This window comes from Streptomyces sp. NPDC001617 (assembly GCF_053596855.1).
Genome location: NZ_JBSFHA010000089.1, coordinates 13,805 through 31,819, shown reverse-complemented (window position 1 = coordinate 31,819; position 18,015 = coordinate 13,805). Strand labels below are relative to the sequence as shown.

General features: G+C 70.9%; 18 protein-coding genes. 12 read left to right on the top strand and 6 right to left on the bottom strand.

All coding sequences use genetic code 11. The annotated features are described in order from the left end of the window. The first annotated feature begins 2 nt into the window (after positions 1–2). Entirely contained in the window at positions 3–815 is an 813-nt protein-coding gene (locus tag ACWC09_RS42620; RefSeq protein WP_450856460.1) for a mycofactocin-coupled SDR family oxidoreductase, read from the top strand. Between the two features lie 14 nt (positions 816–829). After that, entirely contained in the window at positions 830–1,018 is a 189-nt protein-coding gene (locus tag ACWC09_RS42615; protein ID WP_450856458.1) for a ferredoxin, read from the top strand. A gap of 54 nt (positions 1,019–1,072) precedes the next feature. Here the strand turns inward: ACWC09_RS42615 and ACWC09_RS42610 are convergent, their stop codons facing one another. Continuing rightward, entirely contained in the window at positions 1,073–1,942 is an 870-nt protein-coding gene (locus ACWC09_RS42610) for a VOC family protein (RefSeq protein ID WP_450856456.1), read from the bottom strand. A 163-nt stretch (positions 1,943–2,105) separates the two neighbouring features. On the opposite strand from ACWC09_RS42610, the gene ACWC09_RS42605 reads away from it, so the two are divergent. Continuing rightward, a complete protein-coding gene (locus ACWC09_RS42605; RefSeq protein WP_450856454.1) occupies positions 2,106–2,966 on the top strand; it encodes an alpha/beta fold hydrolase in 861 nt (286 codons plus the stop codon). An 8-nt stretch (positions 2,967–2,974) separates the two neighbouring features. Then, positions 2,975–3,556: a TetR/AcrR family transcriptional regulator gene (locus tag ACWC09_RS42600; RefSeq protein WP_450856452.1), complete on the top strand. Its 582-nt coding sequence runs from the start codon at positions 2,975–2,977 to the stop codon at positions 3,554–3,556. Between the two features lie 54 nt (positions 3,557–3,610). Here the strand turns inward: ACWC09_RS42600 and ACWC09_RS42595 are convergent, their stop codons facing one another. Further along, positions 3,611–5,209 (bottom strand): FAD-binding protein, encoded by a 1,599-nt coding sequence (locus tag ACWC09_RS42595; RefSeq protein ID WP_450856450.1) that lies wholly within the window; start codon positions 5,207–5,209, stop codon positions 3,611–3,613. A 242-nt stretch (positions 5,210–5,451) separates the two neighbouring features. Here ACWC09_RS42595 and ACWC09_RS42590 point away from each other — a divergent pair, with 242 nt between their 5' ends. From ACWC09_RS42590 to ACWC09_RS42575, 4 genes are all read left to right on the top strand, one after another. Next, positions 5,452–6,285 carry a 2-keto-4-pentenoate hydratase gene (locus ACWC09_RS42590; RefSeq protein ID WP_450856448.1) on the top strand — a complete coding sequence of 278 codons (834 nt, stop codon included), beginning with the start codon at positions 5,452–5,454 and terminating at the stop codon, positions 6,283–6,285. Further along, on the top strand, positions 6,282–7,235 hold the full coding sequence (locus tag ACWC09_RS42585; RefSeq protein WP_450856447.1) for an acetaldehyde dehydrogenase (acetylating): 954 nt from the start codon (positions 6,282–6,284) through the stop codon (positions 7,233–7,235). Before ACWC09_RS42590 ends, ACWC09_RS42585 begins: the two co-directional genes overlap by 4 nt. Continuing rightward, positions 7,232–8,248 (top strand): 4-hydroxy-2-oxovalerate aldolase, encoded by a 1,017-nt coding sequence (gene dmpG / locus ACWC09_RS42580; RefSeq protein ID WP_450856446.1) that lies wholly within the window; start codon positions 7,232–7,234, stop codon positions 8,246–8,248. Before ACWC09_RS42585 ends, dmpG begins: the two co-directional genes overlap by 4 nt. 210 nt (positions 8,249–8,458) lie before the next feature. Beyond that, the gene (locus ACWC09_RS42575) at positions 8,459–9,214 is read left to right on the top strand and encodes an IclR family transcriptional regulator (RefSeq protein WP_450856482.1); all 756 of its coding nucleotides are present in this window, start codon (positions 8,459–8,461) and stop codon (positions 9,212–9,214) included. Between the two features lie 16 nt (positions 9,215–9,230). Here ACWC09_RS42575 and ACWC09_RS42570 read toward each other — a convergent pair whose 3' ends face one another. From ACWC09_RS42570 to ACWC09_RS42560, 3 genes are read right to left on the bottom strand one after another with little or no spacing between them, the layout of a single operon-like run. Further along, a complete protein-coding gene (locus tag ACWC09_RS42570) occupies positions 9,231–9,593 on the bottom strand; it encodes a VOC family protein (protein WP_450856445.1) in 363 nt (120 codons plus the stop codon). Between the two features lie 47 nt (positions 9,594–9,640). Continuing rightward, positions 9,641–10,411 (bottom strand): SDR family NAD(P)-dependent oxidoreductase, encoded by a 771-nt coding sequence (locus ACWC09_RS42565; RefSeq protein WP_450856444.1) that lies wholly within the window; start codon positions 10,409–10,411, stop codon positions 9,641–9,643. 3 nt (positions 10,412–10,414) lie between these two features. Continuing rightward, positions 10,415–11,947 (bottom strand): acyl-CoA synthetase, encoded by a 1,533-nt coding sequence (locus tag ACWC09_RS42560; RefSeq protein ID WP_450856443.1) that lies wholly within the window; start codon positions 11,945–11,947, stop codon positions 10,415–10,417. Positions 11,948–12,117: 170 nt separating this feature from the next. On the opposite strand from ACWC09_RS42560, the gene ACWC09_RS42555 reads away from it, so the two are divergent. Genes ACWC09_RS42555 through ACWC09_RS42545 form a run of 3 tightly spaced genes read left to right on the top strand, consistent with a single transcriptional unit; the run spans position 12,118 to position 15,163 of the window. Then, positions 12,118–12,906: an enoyl-CoA hydratase/isomerase family protein gene (locus ACWC09_RS42555; RefSeq protein ID WP_450856442.1), complete on the top strand. Its 789-nt coding sequence runs from the start codon at positions 12,118–12,120 to the stop codon at positions 12,904–12,906. A gap of 41 nt (positions 12,907–12,947) precedes the next feature. Next, positions 12,948–14,003, top strand: a complete 1,056-nt coding sequence (locus tag ACWC09_RS42550; protein ID WP_450856441.1) for an alcohol dehydrogenase catalytic domain-containing protein — start codon at positions 12,948–12,950, stop codon at positions 14,001–14,003. 5 nt (positions 14,004–14,008) lie between these two features. Next, positions 14,009–15,163, top strand: a complete 1,155-nt coding sequence (locus ACWC09_RS42545; protein WP_450856440.1) for an acyl-CoA dehydrogenase family protein — start codon at positions 14,009–14,011, stop codon at positions 15,161–15,163. Positions 15,164–15,203: 40 nt separating this feature from the next. Here ACWC09_RS42545 and ACWC09_RS42540 read toward each other — a convergent pair whose 3' ends face one another. Next, the gene (locus ACWC09_RS42540; protein ID WP_450856438.1) at positions 15,204–15,911 is read right to left on the bottom strand and encodes a TetR family transcriptional regulator; all 708 of its coding nucleotides are present in this window, start codon (positions 15,909–15,911) and stop codon (positions 15,204–15,206) included. Positions 15,912–16,020: 109 nt separating this feature from the next. Here ACWC09_RS42540 and ACWC09_RS42535 point away from each other — a divergent pair, with 109 nt between their 5' ends. Then, a complete protein-coding gene (locus ACWC09_RS42535) occupies positions 16,021–18,015 on the top strand; it encodes an alpha-ketoacid dehydrogenase subunit alpha/beta (protein WP_450856436.1) in 1,995 nt (664 codons plus the stop codon).

Genomic DNA, 18,015 nt, shown 5'->3' with positions numbered 1-18,015 from the left:
CGATGGGACGTGTGGAGGGGAAGGTCGCGCTCATCACGGGAGCGGCGCGGGGGCAGGGCCGCTCCCATGCCGTGCGACTGGCCGAGGAGGGCGCGGACGTCGTCGTCACCGACGTCTGCCACGACATCAGCGACGAGCTGCCGTACTCGCTGGCGACGAAGGAACAGCTCGAAGAGACCGCCGAGTCGGTGCGGAAGACCGGCCGGCGGTGCGTCGCCGTGCAGGCAGACGTCCGCTCGATCGCGGAGATGCGGGCCGCCGTCGACGCGGCACGCGAGGAGTTCGGGCGGCTGGACATCGTCGTCGCCAACGCCGGCGTCATGAGCTCGGGCTCCGCCTGGGAACTGTCCGAGGAGGTCTGGGACGTCGTGGTCGACGTCAACCTCAAGGGCGCCTGGAACACCGCACGGGCCGCGATCCCCTGGATGATCGAGGCGGGGGAGGGCGGATCGATCGTCATCACCAGCTCGGCCGCAGGCATCCGAGGCCATGTGCCGTACGCCCACTACGTGGCCGCCAAACACGGAGTGGTGGGCCTGATGAAGGCCCTGTCCAACGAACTCGCCCGGCACCGCGTCCGGGTGAACACCGTCCACCCCACCGGGGTCAGCGACACGGGCATCACCGTCGGCGTGCCCGTGGAGGAACTCGCCGCGCGCGAACCGCTGTTCGCCCTCGCCGCGATGAACCCCCTCGCCCCCTACGTCGAGCCGCGGGACGTGTCGAACGCCGTGCTCTTCCTCGCCTCGGACGAGGCGAGATACGTCACCGGACTGCAGTTCACCGTGGACGCCGGGTCGACCAACAAGCCCTGAACGGAGTGCGTCGAATGAAGGTCACGATCGACAGGAACATGTGCTCGGGACACGCCCGGTGTGCGGCGGCGGCACCCCAGCTGTTCCGGCTCGACGACGACGGCTACGCGCTGCCCGTCGACGGTGAGATCCCCGAGGATCTCCAACAGGCGGCCCGTGACGGCGAGTCGGCCTGCCCGGAGCGCGCGATCACCGTGGAGTGACATGACTGAGCCCCACGGTCCCTGGCCGTGGGGCTCAGCCGTTTCCCCGTCGACTCAGCCGGCCGGCTGAGGCGGCGGCGTGAAGTGGTGGCCCCAGAACGCACCGTCCGTGATCTCGTAGACGGGGACGGGCTCCGGCACCTTCAGGCCGTTCCAGCCGAACTCGACGGCGTAGTTCTCCGGCGACCAGACGTAGAACGACACCATGTGGTCGTTGGTGTGCTTGCCGAGCGAGTGCATCATCGGCACCTCGTACTTGCCGGCCCGGTCCAGGGCCCGCCCGACGTCGTCCAGGGTCGCGGCCTCGACCATGAAGTGCAGCAGCCGCCCGGGACCCGGCATCGGTGTGACACCGAGGGTGTGGTGGCGGGGGTTGCAGCCCATGAACCAGGTCGTGCCGCCCGGCGAACGCATCGTGTTGCGCTCGATGAAGCCCAGGACATTGACGTAGAAGTCGAAGGTCGACCGTGCGTCCTCGGCCGAGATGATGGCGTGCCCGAAGCCCATGTCACCGGTGACGAACTTCGACACCAGCGGGGTGTTCACCGGCACATGGTCGAGGACGGTGCCGTAGAACAGCTCGACCGGGTTGCCGCCCGGGTCGTTGAACTTGACGAAGCCGGTGACCTTCCGCTCCGCCGCCTCGGCCTCGGTGCCGGCCGTCACCTTGATCCCGGCCTTCTCGACGTCCGCGACCAGCCGCGCCAGCTCCCGCTCGTCGAGCACCTCGAAGCCCAGCGCCGTCATCGCCGGCTGGGCGCCCGGAGAGACCACGATCCGGGCCGGATAGTCGTCCATCCGGAAGGACAACGGCTCGGAGTCCCCGTCGACGGGCATCAGGCCCAGGAAGTCGGCTCCGAACGCCTTCCACTTGTCGAGGTCGTTGGACTCCAGACGCAGGTACCCGAGTGAGCGAACACCCATCAGGCCCTCCCCTCACATTCGGTCAGGTCCGGGGCGGCCCGTCGGGCCCCCGGTATCGGTACGTCCGCGACGGTAGACAGCCCGGCCCGTCCGCCGCCGGGACCGTCCCACTGATCGGGAGCCGCACGGCGACCCATCCCTCACCGGTGCGACGGTGACCGTCATGACACTCAGCTACGACGACACCCTGCGCGAACTCCCCACCGACGACGGCACGTTGCGCTACCACGAGGCGGGCGACGGGCCCCCGCTGCTCCTGCTGCACGGATCGGGTCCGGGCGTCACCGGCTGGCGCAACTACCGGTACAACCTGCCCGTGCTCGCCGAGCACTTCCGCTGCCTGGCCCTGGAGTTCCCCGGCTTCGGGGTCAGCGACCCCACCCCCGAGAACCCGATGGCGGCCGGCCCCAAGGCCGTCCTGCGCTTCCTCGACGGCCTCGGCCTCGACCGCGTCGACGTCATCGGCAACTCCATGGGCGGCTTCGTCGCCGTGGGGCTGGCGGTCGCCCACAAGGACCTGTTCCGCAGGGTCGTGACCATCGGCGGCGTGGGCCGCAACATCCTCTCCCCGGCGCCCAGCGAAGGCCTCAACCTGCTGGTGGAGTTCGCCGAGAACCCCACCCGGGACAACCTCGTCCAGTGGCTGCGGGCCATGGTCCACGACCCGGCGCTGCTCACCGAGGAGCTGATCGAGGAGCGCTGGGCGAGTGCCACCGAGCCGGAGACACTGGAGGCGTCCCGCCGGATCTACGGCCGCCAGGCGATGGCCGCGATCCAGGCCGCCCAGTCCCAGTCCGACCAGCCCATCTGGGCCGCCCTCCACAAGGTCACCGCGCCCACCCTGCTGACCTGGGGCCGCGACGACCGGGTCACGCCGTTGGAGAGCGCGCTGCTGCCGATGCGTACCATTCCCAAAGCCGAGCTGCATGTGCTGCCGGACTGCGGGCACTGGGCGATGATCGAGCAGAAGGCGGCCTGGGAGAGCGCGGTACTGGCCTTCCTGACCCGCCCGGAGTCCTCCTGAGGACGATCGTGCGGCCACCCGCTGCCCCCACGTCCGCCCGTCAGGCCGCCCGCCGGGTCCGCATCCTGCGCGCCGCCTCCGACCTCGGCTCCCGCGACGGGCTCGCCGGCGTGCAGATGCAGGACGTCGCCAGAGAGGCGGGCGTCGCGATCGCCACCCTGTACCGCTACTTCCCGTCCAAGCCCTTCCTGTTCCTGGCGGTCCTCGAATGGCACATCGAGCAGTTCCTCGGGAGTCGCGACCCAGGCGCGCCCGTCGCCGCGGAATCCGATCCGGCGACGGAGGTGGCGGAGACCCTCGTCGCGCTCAGCGGCAAACTGCTCGGCAACCGGCTGCTCGCCTCGGCGGTGGCGCTGTCCTCGTTCACGGAGTACGCGAGCGTCGTCCCGACCCCCATCGACATCGTCGAGCGAGCGCTGGGCCGGCGACTTCTGCGCCTGCTCGGGGACCGGGGCGACGCCCGCAGCCGCGTACGCCTGCTCGTCTACAGCTGGTGGGGGCTGTTCGTGGGCATGCTGACCGAGGAGATCCCCACCGCGCGGGGGGAGGCGGACCTGCGGCTGGCCGCGCGGCTCATCGCGGCGCGGTAGCGCACCACGAAGGGCCCGGGACACACGTCATGTCCCGGGCCCACGCGCGTCACGTCAGTCCGTCGCCCCCACCATGTCCAGCACCGCCAGATACCCGAAGGCCAGACTCGAACCGATCGGCGTGCCCGCACCCGGATACACGTGCCCCGACATCGCGGCCGCGGTGTTCCCGGTCGCGTACAGGCCCTCGATCGGCCCGCCGTCCGGGCGCAGCACGCGCGCGCGGGTGTCGATCCGCAGACCGCCCTTGGTGCCGATGTCGGACGGGACGATGGTCGCCACGTAGAACGGCGGCTCGTCGATCGGCAGCAGCAGCGGGTTCGGCCACTCGGGCGCCGGCGTCGCCGGGAAGTTCTGCCGGGGGTCGGCCGGGAAGGGGACGATGTGGTGGAACATCTGGTCCCACGGGGTCTCGCCGCGGTGGAACCGCACGTCGACCCCGGTCCGCGCGTACCCGTTGAACTCCTCGATTGTCCGCTCCAGCGCGTCGAACGGCACACCGATCAGCCGCGCCAGCTCCTCCAAGGTGTCGGCCTTCTTCAACGCCCCTGATTCCAGCCACTGTTCGGGCCCCGGGGTGGCGGGCGGGAAACCGATGCCGTCCCGGTCCAGCTGCCGCTGGTCGAACACCCAGTGGGCCGGGATGTGGCTCACTCCGGTCGAGTGGTGCAGCCGTACGATCTCGTGCGCGGCCTGGTCGTACGGCCGTGTCTCGTTGACGAAGCGCTCGCCCGCGCCGTTGACCCAGATACCGCCCCGGGTGCCCGTGTGGAACACCGGGAGACCGTCCGGGTGGACCAGTCCCGGCACGAACCAGGCCTCGTCCAGCAGATCGGTGTCCGCGCCCACGGCGATGCCCGCCCGCAGGGCGTCACCGGTGTTGGCCGGGGCGCCGTCGGACCACTCCCCGGTGAGCGGGGACTGGTGCTTCTCGCGCAGCTCACGGTCGCGCTCGAAGCCGCCGGCGGCGAGCAGGACACCCCGCCGGGCCCGGATGCTCACCCGTTCACCGTCGCCGACGACCTCGACGCCGACGACCCTGCCGTCCTCGACGATCAGGCTCTCCAGGGCGGTGCCGAGCCGGAGTTCGCCGTTGCCCGTCTCCAGGAACGCCGACAGGGCCCGGCCGATCAGGGCACGACCGCCGCTGAGCAGCGGGCCCTCGTCGAAGCCGAACCGCTCGGTGGGCAGCGAGTCACGCAGCAGCGCCCTGCGCTCCTTGAGCTCCGCGACCTCGACCGGCGGCGGGAAGACCGTGTGCCCCGTGGGCGAGGCCCCCGGAGCCAACGCGTAGTAGTCCGGGACCGGGCCGTGCACGAAGGACTGGAACCAGGGGTTCTGCTCCAACTCGTCGATCAGCCGGGGCCCGGCGGCCAGATACGCGTCCTGGAGCGCCTCCCGCGACGGGTCGTCGACCACACTGCGCAGATACGTCCGCACCTCCTCGACGTCGTCCCCGAGGCCGGCCCGGCTCAGCGGAGCGGACCCCGGGAACCACAGCCCGGCGCCGGAGTACGCCACGGTGCCGCCGACCCGGTCGGTCTTCTCGACGACCAGCGTGCGCAGACCGCGCGACGCCGCCACGTACGCGCCGACCAGACCTCCGCCCGACCCGACGACGATCACGTCGTAGGCATCCTCGTTGATGCTCATCCGAACCTCCTCATGAGTGCCGACGTTCTTGGTGGGGGGTGTGGGGGACCGCGCCTGCAGGTGGAGGCCCCGGGACGCTCTGCGCAGGGACGGTAACCAGGCGGCGCGGGCGCGCCGTCGGGTCATCTCGCTCAGCGAGACCTGTCCGGTCCCCGGCCGCCGAGTCCCGGTGAGCGGAACGCTCTCGGCTGCCGTCCGGTCCGGCCGATCAGGCTGAAGGCCGGCACGAGTTGAGGATGGCAATGACAGACGTTTGGGAACCGACGGCCGTCGCGCACCGTGAGACAGCCGTGGCCGAGGCAGCCGCGCGACTGAGCCGCGCGGCCCGGGAACACAAGCCCTGTGCACCCGTACGGGACCTGCTCGGCGCCACCGACATCAGCCTCGCGTACGCCGTCCAGCGACGCGTCGTCGGTGAACGGATCGCCGCCGGAGCGCGGGTCGTCGGCCGCAAGATCGGGCTGACGTCCGAGTCGGTGCAGCGTCAGGTCGGCGTCGACCGGCCCGACTTCGGCGTCCTGCTGGACGACATGGACGTCACCGGGCTGCCGGCCGTCCCGAGCGGCCGCCTGCTCCAGCCGAGGGTCGAGGCGGAGATCGCGTTCGTGCTCGCCGAGGACCTCGACGAGGACGAGCTCGACCTGGACCGGGTCCGGGCGGCGGCCGGTTACGCGGTGGCCGCGCTGGAGATCGTGGACAGCCGGGTCGCCGACTGGGACATCGCGATCACGGACACGGTCGCCGACAACGCCTCCAGCGGGCTGTTCGTACTCGGCCGACAACGCGTCGGACTGGGGGAGTTCACCCCCCGGGACGTGGACATGCGGCTGTACGCCCACGGCGAGCTCGCCTCCGCGGGCGACGGCGCGGCCTGTCTGGGCGACCCCCTCGCCGCGCTGCTGTGGCTGGCCCGCACTGCCCGGGAGTTCGGCGACCCGCTGCGCGCCGGACAGGTCGTCCTCTCCGGCGCCCTCGGCCCGCTCGTCCCCACCCCGCCAGGCATCACCGTACGGGCCGAGATGTCGGGCCTGGGTTCGGTGACCGCGACCTTCTCACCCGAGGAACAAGAAGGATGACGAAGACCAAGGTGGCCGTAATCGGCTCCGGCAACATCGGCACCGACCTGATGATCAAGGTCATGCACCTGTCCGACACCCTGGAGATGGCCGCGCTGGTGGGCATCGACCCGGACTCGGACGGCCTGGCGCGCGCCGCCCGGCTGAAGGTGCCCATCACCCACGAGGGCGTGGACGGCCTGATCCGCATGGACGGCTTCGACGACATCGAGATCGTCTTCGACGCCACCTCCGCCAAGGCCCATGTCGAGAACGCCAAGCGCCTCGCCCCGTACGGCAAGCGCCTGGTGGACCTCACTCCCGCCGCCCTCGGCCCCTACGTGGTGCCCCCGGTGAACCTGGACGAGCACCTTGCCAACGATGTCGACAACCTCAACCTGGTCACCTGTGGCGGTCAGGCCACCATCCCGATCGTCCACGCGGTCAGCCGGGTCACCGCCGTGCCCTACGCCGAGATCGTCGCGTCGATCGCCTCGAAGTCGGCCGGCCCCGGCACCCGGGCCAACATCGACGAGTTCACCGAGACCACGTCCGGCGCCATCGAGAAGGTGGGCGGCGCCCGGCGCGGCAAGGCGATCATCGTCCTCAACCCGGCCGAACCGCCGCTGATCATGCGGGACACGGTGTACTGCCTGATCGGCGACGCGGACCACGAGGCGATCCGGGCCTCCGTCGAGGAGATGGTGGCCGCGGTCGCCGAGTACGTGCCCGGCTACCGGCTCAAGCAGCAGGTCCAGTTCACCCCGGTCCCCGACGGCGACCCCGTCCACACCCTGCTCCCCGACGACATCTCCGAGAAGCCGACCACCAGGGTCTCCGTCTTCCTCGAAGTCGAGGGAGCCGCCCACTACCTGCCCGCCTACGCCGGCAACCTCGACATCATGACCTCGGCCGCCCTGCGCGTCGCCGAGCGCATCGCCCGGCGAGTGACCCCCGAGGTGACCAAGTGACCGACTCTCCAAGGCTCTACGTCCAGGACGTCACCCTCCGGGACGGCATGCACGCCATCCGGCACCGCATCACCCCCGAGTTCGTCTCCAGGATCTCGGCCGCCCTGGACCGGGCCGGCGTGGACGCCATCGAGGTCGCCCACGGCGACGGCCTGGCCGGCGGCAGCCTCAACTACGGACCGGGCAGCAACACCGACTGGGAGTGGATCGAGGCGGCCGCGGACGCCATCGACCGTGCGGTCCTCACCTCCCTGCTGCTGCCCGGCATCGGCACCATCGCCGAACTGAAGCGTGCCTACGCCCTCGGCGTCCGCTCGGTGCGCATCGCGACCCACTGCACCGAGGCGGACGTCGCGGCCCAGCACATCTCCACCGCCCGCGAACTCGGCATGGACGTCTCCGGGTTCCTGATGATGGCCCACATGGCTCCCCCCGAGGCCCTCGCCCGGCAGGCCCAGCTGATGGAGAGCTACGGCGCGCACTGCGTCTACGTCACCGACTCCGGAGGCCGGCTCACCATGGACGGTGTACGCGACCGCATCCGCGCCTACCGCGAGGTGCTCGACCCGGAGACCCAGATCGGCATCCACGCCCACGAGAACCTCTCCCTGTCCGTGGCCAACTCCGTGGTGGCCGTAGAGGAGGGCGTGACCCGGGTCGACGCCTCGCTCGCCGGACAGGGCGCGGGCGCGGGCAACTGCCCGATCGAGCCGTTCGTCGCCGTGGCCAACCTCCACGGCTGGAAGCACGACTGCGACCTGTTCGCCCTCCAGGACGCCGCCGAGGATCTCGTGCGACCCCTGCAGGACCGCCCGGTGCGCGTCGACCGCGAGACCCTCACCCTCGGCTACGCCGGCGCCTACTCCAGCTTCCTGCGGCACGCCGAGACCGCGGCGGAGCAGTACGGCCTCGACGCCCGCACCATCCTGGAGGAGGTGGGCAGGCGCGGCCTGGTCGGCGGGCAGGAGGACATGATCGTGGACATCGCCCTCGACCTGACCACCCAGGGTTGACGCATATTGCGTCGACCTTCGAATAGACCGGTCGTCCCAATAAATCGGTGCACGGCTCTATCTCTGCGGTCGGCGTCATTGGTACCTTGACGCCGGCGCCGAACTAGAATTGATTATAGTTTGAGCAGAGAGGCACCGACGATGACGTCTGCCCTTCGCCTGAGCGCGCGATCCTCCGAGCTCGACGGGCCTGCGTTGCCTCCGTCGATGATGGAACGCGTGACGCTGATCATGGACCTTTTCGAAAGTCCGCAGACCCACCTGACACTGGAAACGGTCTCCCGCCGTACCCACCTGCCCCGCTCGACGACCCACCGCATTCTCGACCAGCTGGTCCGGCTGGACTGGCTGCGTCACACGGTGGCCGGGTACACCCTGGGAACCCGTGCGCTCGGCCTGGGCGGCCGGGAGATCGGCCACAGCGCGCTGCGGGCGGCCGCGGCTCCGCACCTGCTGGATCTGGCCGTGCGCACCAGGATGGTGGTGCACCTGGCCGTGCTCGACGGGCCGGAGATCTACTACCTGGACAAGGTGGGCGGCCGGGCCGCCGTGGACATCCCGTCACGGGTCGGCGGCCGGGCCGTCGCCCACTGCACCGGGCTCGGCAAGGCCATGCTCGCCTGGCTCAGCCCGGAGGAGATCGACGCACGATACGCGCAGGTCATGGAGCGCCGGACGCACCACAGCATCGGGCACCTCGACCAGCTGCACCGTGAGCTCGGCCTGGTGCGCCGCCGCAACGGCCTGGCGATCGACCGGGGGGAGTGTTTCCCCGAACTCGGCTGTGTCGGGATGGCGTTGCGCGGGCCGGAAGGGCCGGTCGGGGCGATCTCGGTGGTCGGGGACGGCCGCTCCTCGCTGGACATCGTGGCCCCGCTGGTGGTCAACGCGGTGCGGGCCGTCTCCGAGGACCTGTTCGGCGCGGCGGAGCCGTACCGCCGGGACGTGCCGGACGAAATCGCCTAGGGCCTGTCAACAGGCCCTAGCCGGGCTCGGTCGGCTGCCACAGCTCGACGCGATTGCCCTCGGGATCGGTGACCCAGCCGAATCGACCGACACCCTCCATGTCCTGCGTCTCCTCGGCCACGTCCGCGCCCTTGGCGCGCAGTTGCGCGAGCATCGCGTCGAGGTCGCGGACCCGGAAGTTGAGCATGGTCTGCTGGGCGGGGGAGCCGAAGTAGTCGGTCCCGGACTCGAACGCCGCGAACACCGTCGGCCCGGCTCCCTGCCGCCACAGGCCGTGCTCGTCGGCGTCCAGGCCCAGGCAGTCGCGGTACCACGCGCCGAGGGCCGCCGGGTCCGCGGCCCTCAGGAAGTATCCACCGATTCCCAGCACACGTTCCATGCCACCATCCTGCCAGTACGGCGGTCAGGCGGCCCGGCACGGTGCTGTCACCACGCCGTCCAGCCCCCGTCCACGGTGACCGTCGTGCCCGTCACGAAACGGGAGGCGTCCGAGGCGAGGAAGACCGCGGCGCCGCCCAGTTCCTCGACGCTGCCCACCCGGCCCAGGGGTGTGCCCCGCACGATCCGCTCGCCCCAGCGGCTGTCCAGCAGGCCCGAGCTGAGGTCCGTACGGAAGTAGCCGGGCGCGAGGGAGTTGACCCGCACGCCACGGTCGGCCCACTCGACGGCAAGGGCCTTGGTGAGCGCCTCGACGCCGCCCTTGCTCGCGGCGTACGCGGCGATCCGCTCGAAGCCGGCGCTCGCGTGCACCGAGGAGACGTTGACGATCGAGCCCGACCCCTGCTCCAGCATGACCTTGCCGGCCTCGCGGCAGCAGTGGAAGGTGCCCCGGAGGTTGATGTCGAGCACCCGCCCGAAGTCCTCGTCGGTGACGTACTCGCTGCGGGTGAAGTGCGGACTGATGCCGGCGCAGTTGACGACGGCGTCCAGCTGCCCGGTCGTCTCGGTGATCCGCGCCACCGTCGTCCGGACCGCGTCCGAGTCGGCGACGGAGGCGGGCAGCACCAGCACCTTGCCGCCGTGTCCGGCGAGTTCGGCCTCCAGGCTCTCCAGGTCCGCGGCCGTCCGGGCGGTCACCGCCACGTCCGCTCCGGCCTGGGACAGCGCGACCGCCACGGCTCGGCCGAGGCCCTTGCCCGCGCCGGTCACCCAGGCGGTTCTGCCGTCGAGGCGCAGGTCGGTGTTGACGTCGGCCATGGTTCAGCCCTCCACGGGGATGTCGCGCAGGGTCCGCTTGAGGACCTTGCCCGAGGGGGTACGGGGGAGTTCGTCGACGACGTCGAAGCGGACCGGCACCTTGAACTTGGCCAGCCGCCCCAGACAGAACTCCCGCAGCTCGTCGGCGCCGGCGCCCGCTCCGGGCCGGAACACCACGAAGGCGCGCGGTACCTCGCCCCAGCGAGGGTGGGTGAGGCCGACCACCGCGGCCTCCAGGACGGCGGGGTGCTCGTACAGGACGCGCTCGACCTCGGGCGTGGCGATGTTCTCGCCGCCGGAGACGATCATGTCCTTCTTGCGGTCGTCGATGAAGAGGAAGCCGTCCTCGTCGACGTGTCCGATGTCCCCGGTGTGGAACCAGCCGTCCCTGAGCGCCGCGGCCGTGGCCTTCTCGTCGCGCCAGTAGCCCGCGAAGACCTTCGGGCCGCGCAGCGTGATCTCGCCGAGCTCGCCGGCCTGGACCTCCGTGCCGGTGTCGTCGACGATCCGCACGCGCGTGTGCGGCACGGGACGCCCGACCGAGCCCAGCTTGGACAGCGCGTGCTCGCGGTCGAGGAAGGTGTCGCCGGACACGGTCTCGGTGAGGCCGTAGGCGTCGGCGAACCAGGCGTTGGGGAAGGCGTTCATGATGCGCCGCAGGACCGGCTCGGGAGTCTTCTCGCCGCCGCCCAGGACGAAGCGGACCGACTTGGTGTCGTACGACTCCCGGTCGGGCACCTCCAGGACCGCGTTGACCATGGCGGGTGCCAGCCAGGCATTCGTCACCCGGTGCTCCTGGATCGCCCGCAGAACGCCCTCCGGGTCGAACTTCCGCTGGAGCACCACGCTTCCGCCCGAGTAGAGGACGCCCAGCGCCGGCATGTCCAGGCCGCCCACGTGATAGAGCGGTCCGCAGACCAGCGTGGTGTCGGCCGCGGTCAGGCCGAAGTGGACGATGTGGGCCAGGTTCTTGGCCTGCACGTTCCCCTGGGTGATGCGCACGCCCTTGGGCCGTGACGTGGTGCCCGAGGTGTACATCAGCCGCTGGAGGTCGTCGGGGCCGACGTCCACCGGCTCCACGTGGGCACCGTGATGCCGGTCGAGGAGGGCCTCGTAGCCGGTCCACTCCTCCGACGGGGGCTCGCCGTCGACGAGCAGCCGGTGCTCGAGGTCACCCAGCTTCGCGGCGATGCGATCCACGGGCCGCAGGAACTCCGGCTCGGTCACCAGTGCCTTCGCCTGCGCGTGGCCCAGGATGTACGCCCATTCCTCCTCGGACAGGCGGTAGTTCAGGGGCAGGAACACCGCCCCGACACGATTGACCGCGTAGAGCAGTTCCAGGAACTCGGGCCGGTTGTAGAGCAGCAGAGCCACGACGTCGCCGCGCCCGACGCCCAGCTCGGTCAGACCGGCGGCCAGCCGGTTCACCCGCTCATGGAGTGCGCGCACCGTCAGACGGCGGTCCTCCTGTGTCACGACCACGGCCTCCGGCCGCTGGGCCAGGTGGTAATCGAGGATGCTCGAGAAATTGTGCACGGCGACTCTCCGGCTCGGCGGCCGGGATTGTCCCGACCGGTCGGTTGCCCGTTACCAAGATTTAGTGTACCTCTTGGTCTATAAAACGTTGAGCCGCACTTTACGACGGAGCCCACTGGCCGACAACCATCCGGACGGGCCGAGTCGCTTCCCCCACCGAGGAGGGCCACGTGCCTCGCATCCGCCTCGACACCGACGGACCCGTCGTCACGGTCCGACTCGACCATCCACCCCTGAACGCCTTCGACACCGAACAGCGCCGTGAGCTGGCCGCTGTCGTGCGCGAGTTGGCGGACGACAGTGGGGTGCGGGCCGTCGTGCTGTACGGCGGCGAGCGGCTGTTCGCCGCCGGAGCGGACGTCAAGGCGCTGGCCCTGATGGACGCCGAGGAGGTCAGAGGCTGGAACCGGGCGTTGCAGCGGACCTTCGACGAGGTGGCACGGCTGCCCGTGCCCGTCGTCGCCGCGATCACCGGGTACGCCCTCGGCGGCGGCCTCGAACTGGCCCTCGCCGCCGACTACCGGCTGGCCGCCGGCGACGCGATCCTCGGCCAGCCGGAAGTGCAGCTCGGCATCATCCCGGGCTCGGGCGGCACCCAGCGGCTCACCCGGCTGATCGGGCCGTCACGGGCGAAGAACCTGCTGATGACCGGCCGCCGGGTGGATGCCGAGGAGGCCCTGCGGCTCGGCCTCGTGGACGAGGTCGTGCCCCCGGGCGAGGTTCATGACGCCGCCCTGCGGTATGCCCGGCAGCTCGCCGAGGGGCCCGCCGCGGCCCTGGAGGCGATCAAGGAGGCCGTGGACCACGGCGCCGACACCGCGCTGTCGGCCGGGCTCGCGCTCGAACGGTCCCTGTTCACCGGGGTGTTCGGCACGGTGGACGCCGCCGTCGGTATCCGGTCCTTCCTGGAACACGGCCCGGGCAAGGCCCGCTTCGAGGGACCCGCGCGGGACAACTGACCGCGCCGGGACGGCCGTACGACACGAAAGGGGTGGAGACGATGAGGGCGCTGCGCTGGCACGGTGCGCACGATCTGCGGCTGGAGGAGGTCCCGGACCCGCCGGAACCCGGGCCGCACGAAGCCGTGGTCGAGGTGGCCTGGTGCGGGGTGTGCGGCACCGACCTGCACGAGTTCCTCGAAGGCCCGCACATGATCCGCCTCGATCCGCACCCGTTCACCGGGGCCAGTCCGCCGCTCGCGCTCGGCCACGAACTGAGCGGCACCGTGGTCGCGTTGGGCCGGGCGGTCCCCGGCATCGCGATCGGTGACCGGGTGACCGCCGACCCCGTGTGGCGGTGCGGTGTCTGCTTCTGGTGCGCGCGCGGCGAGTACCACATCTGCCCGAAGAGCGGCTCGATCGGGCTGGCCTCGTCCGGGGCCTTCGCCGATCTCGTCACCGTGCCGATCGCCGGGCTCACCCGGCTGCCCGACAACGTCAGCGACGAGATGGCGGCCGTCGCCGAACCCCTGGCCGTGGGCCTGCACGCGGTCACCCGGGCCGGCGTGCGTCCCGGCGACAACGTCCTGGTCGTCGGCGGCGGCCCCATCGGTTTCGCCGTCGTCCTCGCGGCCCGTCTCGCAGGCGCCGCCGGGCTGTACGTCAGCGAACCCCTCAAGGAACGCCGGGAGAAACTCCTCGAAGTCGGCGTCACCGAGGCCTTCGACCCGCGCGAGAGCGACGTACGCCGAGAGCTGTTCCTGAGGACCGGCCGCATCGGCCCGGACGTCGTCATCGACGCGACCGGCGTCCCCGCGCTCGCCGGCCAGGCGGTGGCCACCGTCCGGCGCGGCGGGCGGGTCGTGCTCGCCGGTGTCGGACACGGCAGCGTCGAGTTCGACATGGGTCAACTCGTCTTCTACGAACGGTCGGTGGTCGGCACACTCGGCTACAACTTCGACATCCCCCGAGTGATCGACCTGATGAGCACCGGGCGCCTGGACGCCTCGCCGCTGATCACCGGACGTTTCCCGCTCTCGGAAGGAGCCGGGGTCTTCGCGGACCTGGCGGCCGACCGCGCAAGGCACCTGAAGGTGCTGCTGACCCCGAAGGGATAAGTGCCATGGATTTCGACCTGCCGGAGGAGACGCAGGACCTGCAGGACATGGTCCGCGAGTTCGCGGCCAAGGAGATCACCCCGAACGCGGCCGAGTGGTCGGAGAACGAGCAGTTCCCGACGCATATCTTCACCAAGCTCGGCGAACTCGGTCTGATGGGCATGCTGGTGCCGGAGGAGTACGGCGGAGCGGGCTCCGACACCGTCTCCTACGTCGCGGTCATGGAGGAACTCGGCGCAGCCGACCAGTCGGTGGCCTCCTCCTGGAACGCCCACTCCACCATCGCCACCCTCCCGCTGCTGACCTACGGCACCGAGGAGCAGAAGCGGCGGTGGCTGGCCCCGCTGGCCCGGGGTGAGGCCATCGGCGCGTTCGGTCTGACCGAGCCCGGCGCCGGCTCCGACGCCGCGGGCATCACCACCACCGCCCGCCGCGCGGACGGGGGATGGGTGATCAACGGCACCAAGATGTTCATCACCAACGCCGGCACCGAGATCAGCCAGGGCGTCACCCTGCTGGCCACCACCGGCCGGGACGAGGACGGGCGGAAACGGTTCGCCACCTTCTACGTGCCGACCGGCACCCCCGGGTACACCTGCGGGGCCAAGCTGAAGAAGCTCGGCTGGCACGCCATGGACACCCGGGAACTGGTCTTCGACGACTGCTGGATCTCCGACGACCACCTCGTCGGTGAGGAGGGCGGCGGACTGCGCCAGTTCCTCTCCGTGCTCGACAAGGGCCGTATCAGCGTGGCCGCGCTGGGGCTGTCCCTGGCGAAGGCCGCGCTCGCGCTCGCCGTCAAACACGCCACGGAGCGGCACCAGTTCGGCCGCCCGCTGTCGTCCTTCCAGGCGGTGGCGCACAAGATCGCCGACATCGGCACGGAGTTCGAGGCCGCCCGCTGGATGGTCTACCGCGCCGCCTGGCTCGCCGACCAGGGCCGTCCGTACGGCAAGGAGGCCGCCATGGCGAAGCTCTACGCCTCCGAGGTCGCCAACCGGGCCGCCTCCCAGGCGGTGCAGATCCACGGCGGCTACGGCTATGTGCGGGAGTCGGAGGTCTCGCGGTTCTACGCCGACGCCAAGATCCTGGAGATCGGTGAGGGCACGAACGAGATCCAACGTGATGTCATCGCACGGGCGTTGGTGAAGCAGGCGTGAGAGGCGAGGGGGCCCGCGGCGGGTGCGGCGGGCCTCTCGGTCACCCTGCCACCGGAGCGTCCCGCCACTCGGCCTCGGGGTCGAGCGGCAGGTCGGGGCGGTCGCGCTTGAACGCCGCCGCCCGCTCCTCCACGTCCGGCAGGGCGGCGCCCGGCGCGCCGAAACCGCGCAGCAGGGTGTCGCAGTACTCGCGTGACAGCTGCGCGGCGTTCCAGCGGCCTTCCGGCCTGACCCACTGATAGGTGTGGTTGTGGAGGTTGAGGAACTGCAGGGTGGCCAGCCGCGCCGGTGTCGCACGGAAGTCGCCGTTCGCGGCGGCTTCCTTGAGCAGCCCCGTGACCAGCCCTTCGAACTCGGCGCGCTGGGCGAGCAGGGTCTCGAGGTAGTCGCCGGTGAGGTTGCGGTAGTCGTGCTCGTAGACCCAGATGTGGTCGAGCCTGCGGAAGATGATCGTGAGCAGCGACTCCGAGAGCAGGCGCAGCCGCAGCAGGGGGTCGGCGTCGAGTTCGGCGATCTGCCGGGCACGGGACAGTAACGGGTCCATCACCCGGGACTGGATCTCCACGAGCAGGTTCTCCTTGGACCCGATGTAGTAGTACAGCGCGCCCTTGGCCAGTCCGACCGCCCGGCCCAGGTCGTTGACGGAGGTCGCCGCGTAGCCCTGGCGGGCGAACAGTTCGGCCGCCGTGTCGATGATCTTCTGGCGCCGGATCTCGTAGTCCGGACCATGGCCCGGTGGTCTGGCCATCGCTTCCCTCCCCGCCCGATCAAGAGTTTGATAGACCAGACGGTACATTAAAAGTAGGACTCAGGCGGCGCGGTTGTGTGCCGCCCGCGCCGGCATTGCGAGGACGCGCATGACGACCGAGGCACCACAGCAGACCGTGACCGGGACCGCGCACGCGGATCAGCTCCTGGAGATGTACCGCCGGATGCGCCGTATCCGGCGTTTCGAGGAACGGGCGTCGGAGCTGTACAAGGCGACGGAAATTCCCGGCTTCCTCCATCTGTCGATCGGCCAGGAGGCCTCCGCCGTGGGCGCCTGCTGGCCGCTCGGCCCACGGGACGGCATCACCTCCACCCACCGCGGCCACGGCCACGTCCTGGCCAAGGGCCTGGACTCGGCGTCGATGATGGCCGAGCTGATGGGCAAGGAGGCCGGGACCTGCCACGGCCGCGGCGGTTCGATGCACATCGCCGACCCGGGCCTCGGGATCTACGGAGCCAACGGGATCGTGGGCGCGGGGCTCCCGATCGCCGCCGGGGTGGCGACCGCGGCCAAAATGCGCGACGCGGGCGACGTGGTCGTGGCCTTCTTCGGGGACGGCGCGGTCGCGCAGGGCATGTTCCACGAGGCGGTCAACCTGGCCGCCGTATGGGACCTGCCGGTCGTCTTCCTCTGCGAGAACAACCACTACTCGGAGTTCTCGCCCGCCGCCGACCAGCACCGGGCCACGCTCTCCGCCCGCGCGGCGGGTTACGGGATCGGGTACGCGCACGTGGACGGCAACGACGTACTCGCGATGACGGGCCTGATGACCGACGTGGTGGCGCGGCTGCGGGCGGGTGGCGGTCCGGTCCTCGTGGAGGCGGAGACCTATCGCTGGCACGGCCACTACGAGGGCGACCCGGAGCGCTACCGCAGCGCCGAGGAGGTCGCCGCGGCCAAGGAACGCGACCCGCTGCTGGTGGCGCGCCGCCATCTGGCGGCGGTCGGAGTGCCGGCCGCACAGGCCGACGCGGTCGACGAGGAGATCGACAAGGAGATCGAGGCAGCGGTGCAGTGGGCCAGGAGCCTGCCCGAGCCCGCCCCTGAGACGCTCTACGACCATGTCTCGGCGCCGCGTCCCGTCGTGGCCGAACCCGCTCCGGCGGACGGCGAGATCTTCCGCTCCATGGACGCCGTACGCCTGGCTCTGGAGCATGAACTCACCGCTGATCCGAGCGTGTTCGTGGCGGGCATCGACGTCGGCGCGGGCGGCAACGTCTTCGGCCTCACCCGTGGTCTGGCGCAGGCCTTCCCGGGCCGGGTGCGGGACACGCCGATCAGCGAGAGCGCGATCCTCGGTACGGCCGTCGGGGCGGCCATGGCCGGGATGAAGCCGGTCGTCGAGATCATGTACATGGACTTCATCGGCGTCGCCCTGGACATGCTCCTCAACCAGGCCGCGAAGCTGCGCTTCATGACCGGCGGCCGGGCCTCCATGCCCCTCGTGGTACGCACCCAGTTCGGCGCGGGCCGCTCCTCCGGCAGCCAGCACTCGCAGAGCCTGGAGGCGCTGCTCGCGCACATCCCCGGGCTGACGGTGGTGATGCCGTCCAACCCGGCCGACACCTATGGGTTGTTGAGGGCCGCGATCCAGGACCCCAACCCGGTCGTCTTCGTCGAGAACCGGCTGCAGTACGGCCTCAAGGGCCCGAAGCCGCCGGTCGACCACATGATCCCGCTGGGCCGCGCGAAGGTGGTCCGGGAGGGCACCGACATCACGCTCGTCTCCTGGTCGCGGATGGTCCAGGAGTCCCTCGCGGCCGCCGAGTCGCTCGCCGGGGAGGGCGTGAGCGTGGAGGTGATCGACCTGCGTACGGTCGCCCCGCTGGACCGGGAGACGGTGCTCGCCTCCCTCGCCAAGACCAACCGTCTGGTCATCGCGCACGAGGCGGTACGGGACTTCGGTGTCGGCGCCGAGCTGGCGGCGCTCGCCGTCGACGAGGGCTTCTGGCACCTGGACGCGCCCGTCACCAGGGTCGCGGCGCCGGCGATGCCCGCCCCGTACGCCCCCTCGCTCGAGCGGCTGTGGCTTCCCTCGCGCGACACCATCGCCGAGACGCTGCGGCGCATCGCGGCGGTGTGA

Excerpts from the sequence above, each read along its gene's own strand:
- ACWC09_RS42535 (WP_450856436.1), top strand. The coding sequence starts at position 16,021 with ATGACGACCGAGGCACCACAGCAGACCGTGACCGGGACCGCGCACGCG.
- ACWC09_RS42540 (WP_450856438.1), bottom strand. The coding sequence starts at position 15,911 with ATGGCCAGACCACCGGGCCATGGTCCGGACTACGAGATCCGGCGCCAG.
- ACWC09_RS42610 (WP_450856456.1), bottom strand. The coding sequence starts at position 1,942 with ATGGGTGTTCGCTCACTCGGGTACCTGCGTCTGGAGTCCAACGACCTC.
- ACWC09_RS42575 (WP_450856482.1), top strand. The coding sequence starts at position 8,459 with ATGGAACGCGTGACGCTGATCATGGACCTTTTCGAAAGTCCGCAGACC.
- ACWC09_RS42550 (WP_450856441.1), top strand. The coding sequence starts at position 12,948 with ATGAGGGCGCTGCGCTGGCACGGTGCGCACGATCTGCGGCTGGAGGAG.
- ACWC09_RS42545 (WP_450856440.1), top strand. The coding sequence starts at position 14,009 with ATGGATTTCGACCTGCCGGAGGAGACGCAGGACCTGCAGGACATGGTC.
- ACWC09_RS42595 (WP_450856450.1), bottom strand. The coding sequence starts at position 5,209 with ATGAGCATCAACGAGGATGCCTACGACGTGATCGTCGTCGGGTCGGGC.
- ACWC09_RS42585 (WP_450856447.1), top strand. The coding sequence starts at position 6,282 with ATGACGAAGACCAAGGTGGCCGTAATCGGCTCCGGCAACATCGGCACC.
- ACWC09_RS42605 (WP_450856454.1), top strand. The coding sequence starts at position 2,106 with ATGACACTCAGCTACGACGACACCCTGCGCGAACTCCCCACCGACGAC.
- ACWC09_RS42565 (WP_450856444.1), bottom strand. The coding sequence starts at position 10,411 with ATGGCCGACGTCAACACCGACCTGCGCCTCGACGGCAGAACCGCCTGG.
- ACWC09_RS42570 (WP_450856445.1), bottom strand. The coding sequence starts at position 9,593 with ATGGAACGTGTGCTGGGAATCGGTGGATACTTCCTGAGGGCCGCGGAC.
- ACWC09_RS42620 (WP_450856460.1), top strand. The coding sequence starts at position 3 with ATGGGACGTGTGGAGGGGAAGGTCGCGCTCATCACGGGAGCGGCGCGG.
- ACWC09_RS42590 (WP_450856448.1), top strand. The coding sequence starts at position 5,452 with ATGACAGACGTTTGGGAACCGACGGCCGTCGCGCACCGTGAGACAGCC.
- ACWC09_RS42615 (WP_450856458.1), top strand. The coding sequence starts at position 830 with ATGAAGGTCACGATCGACAGGAACATGTGCTCGGGACACGCCCGGTGT.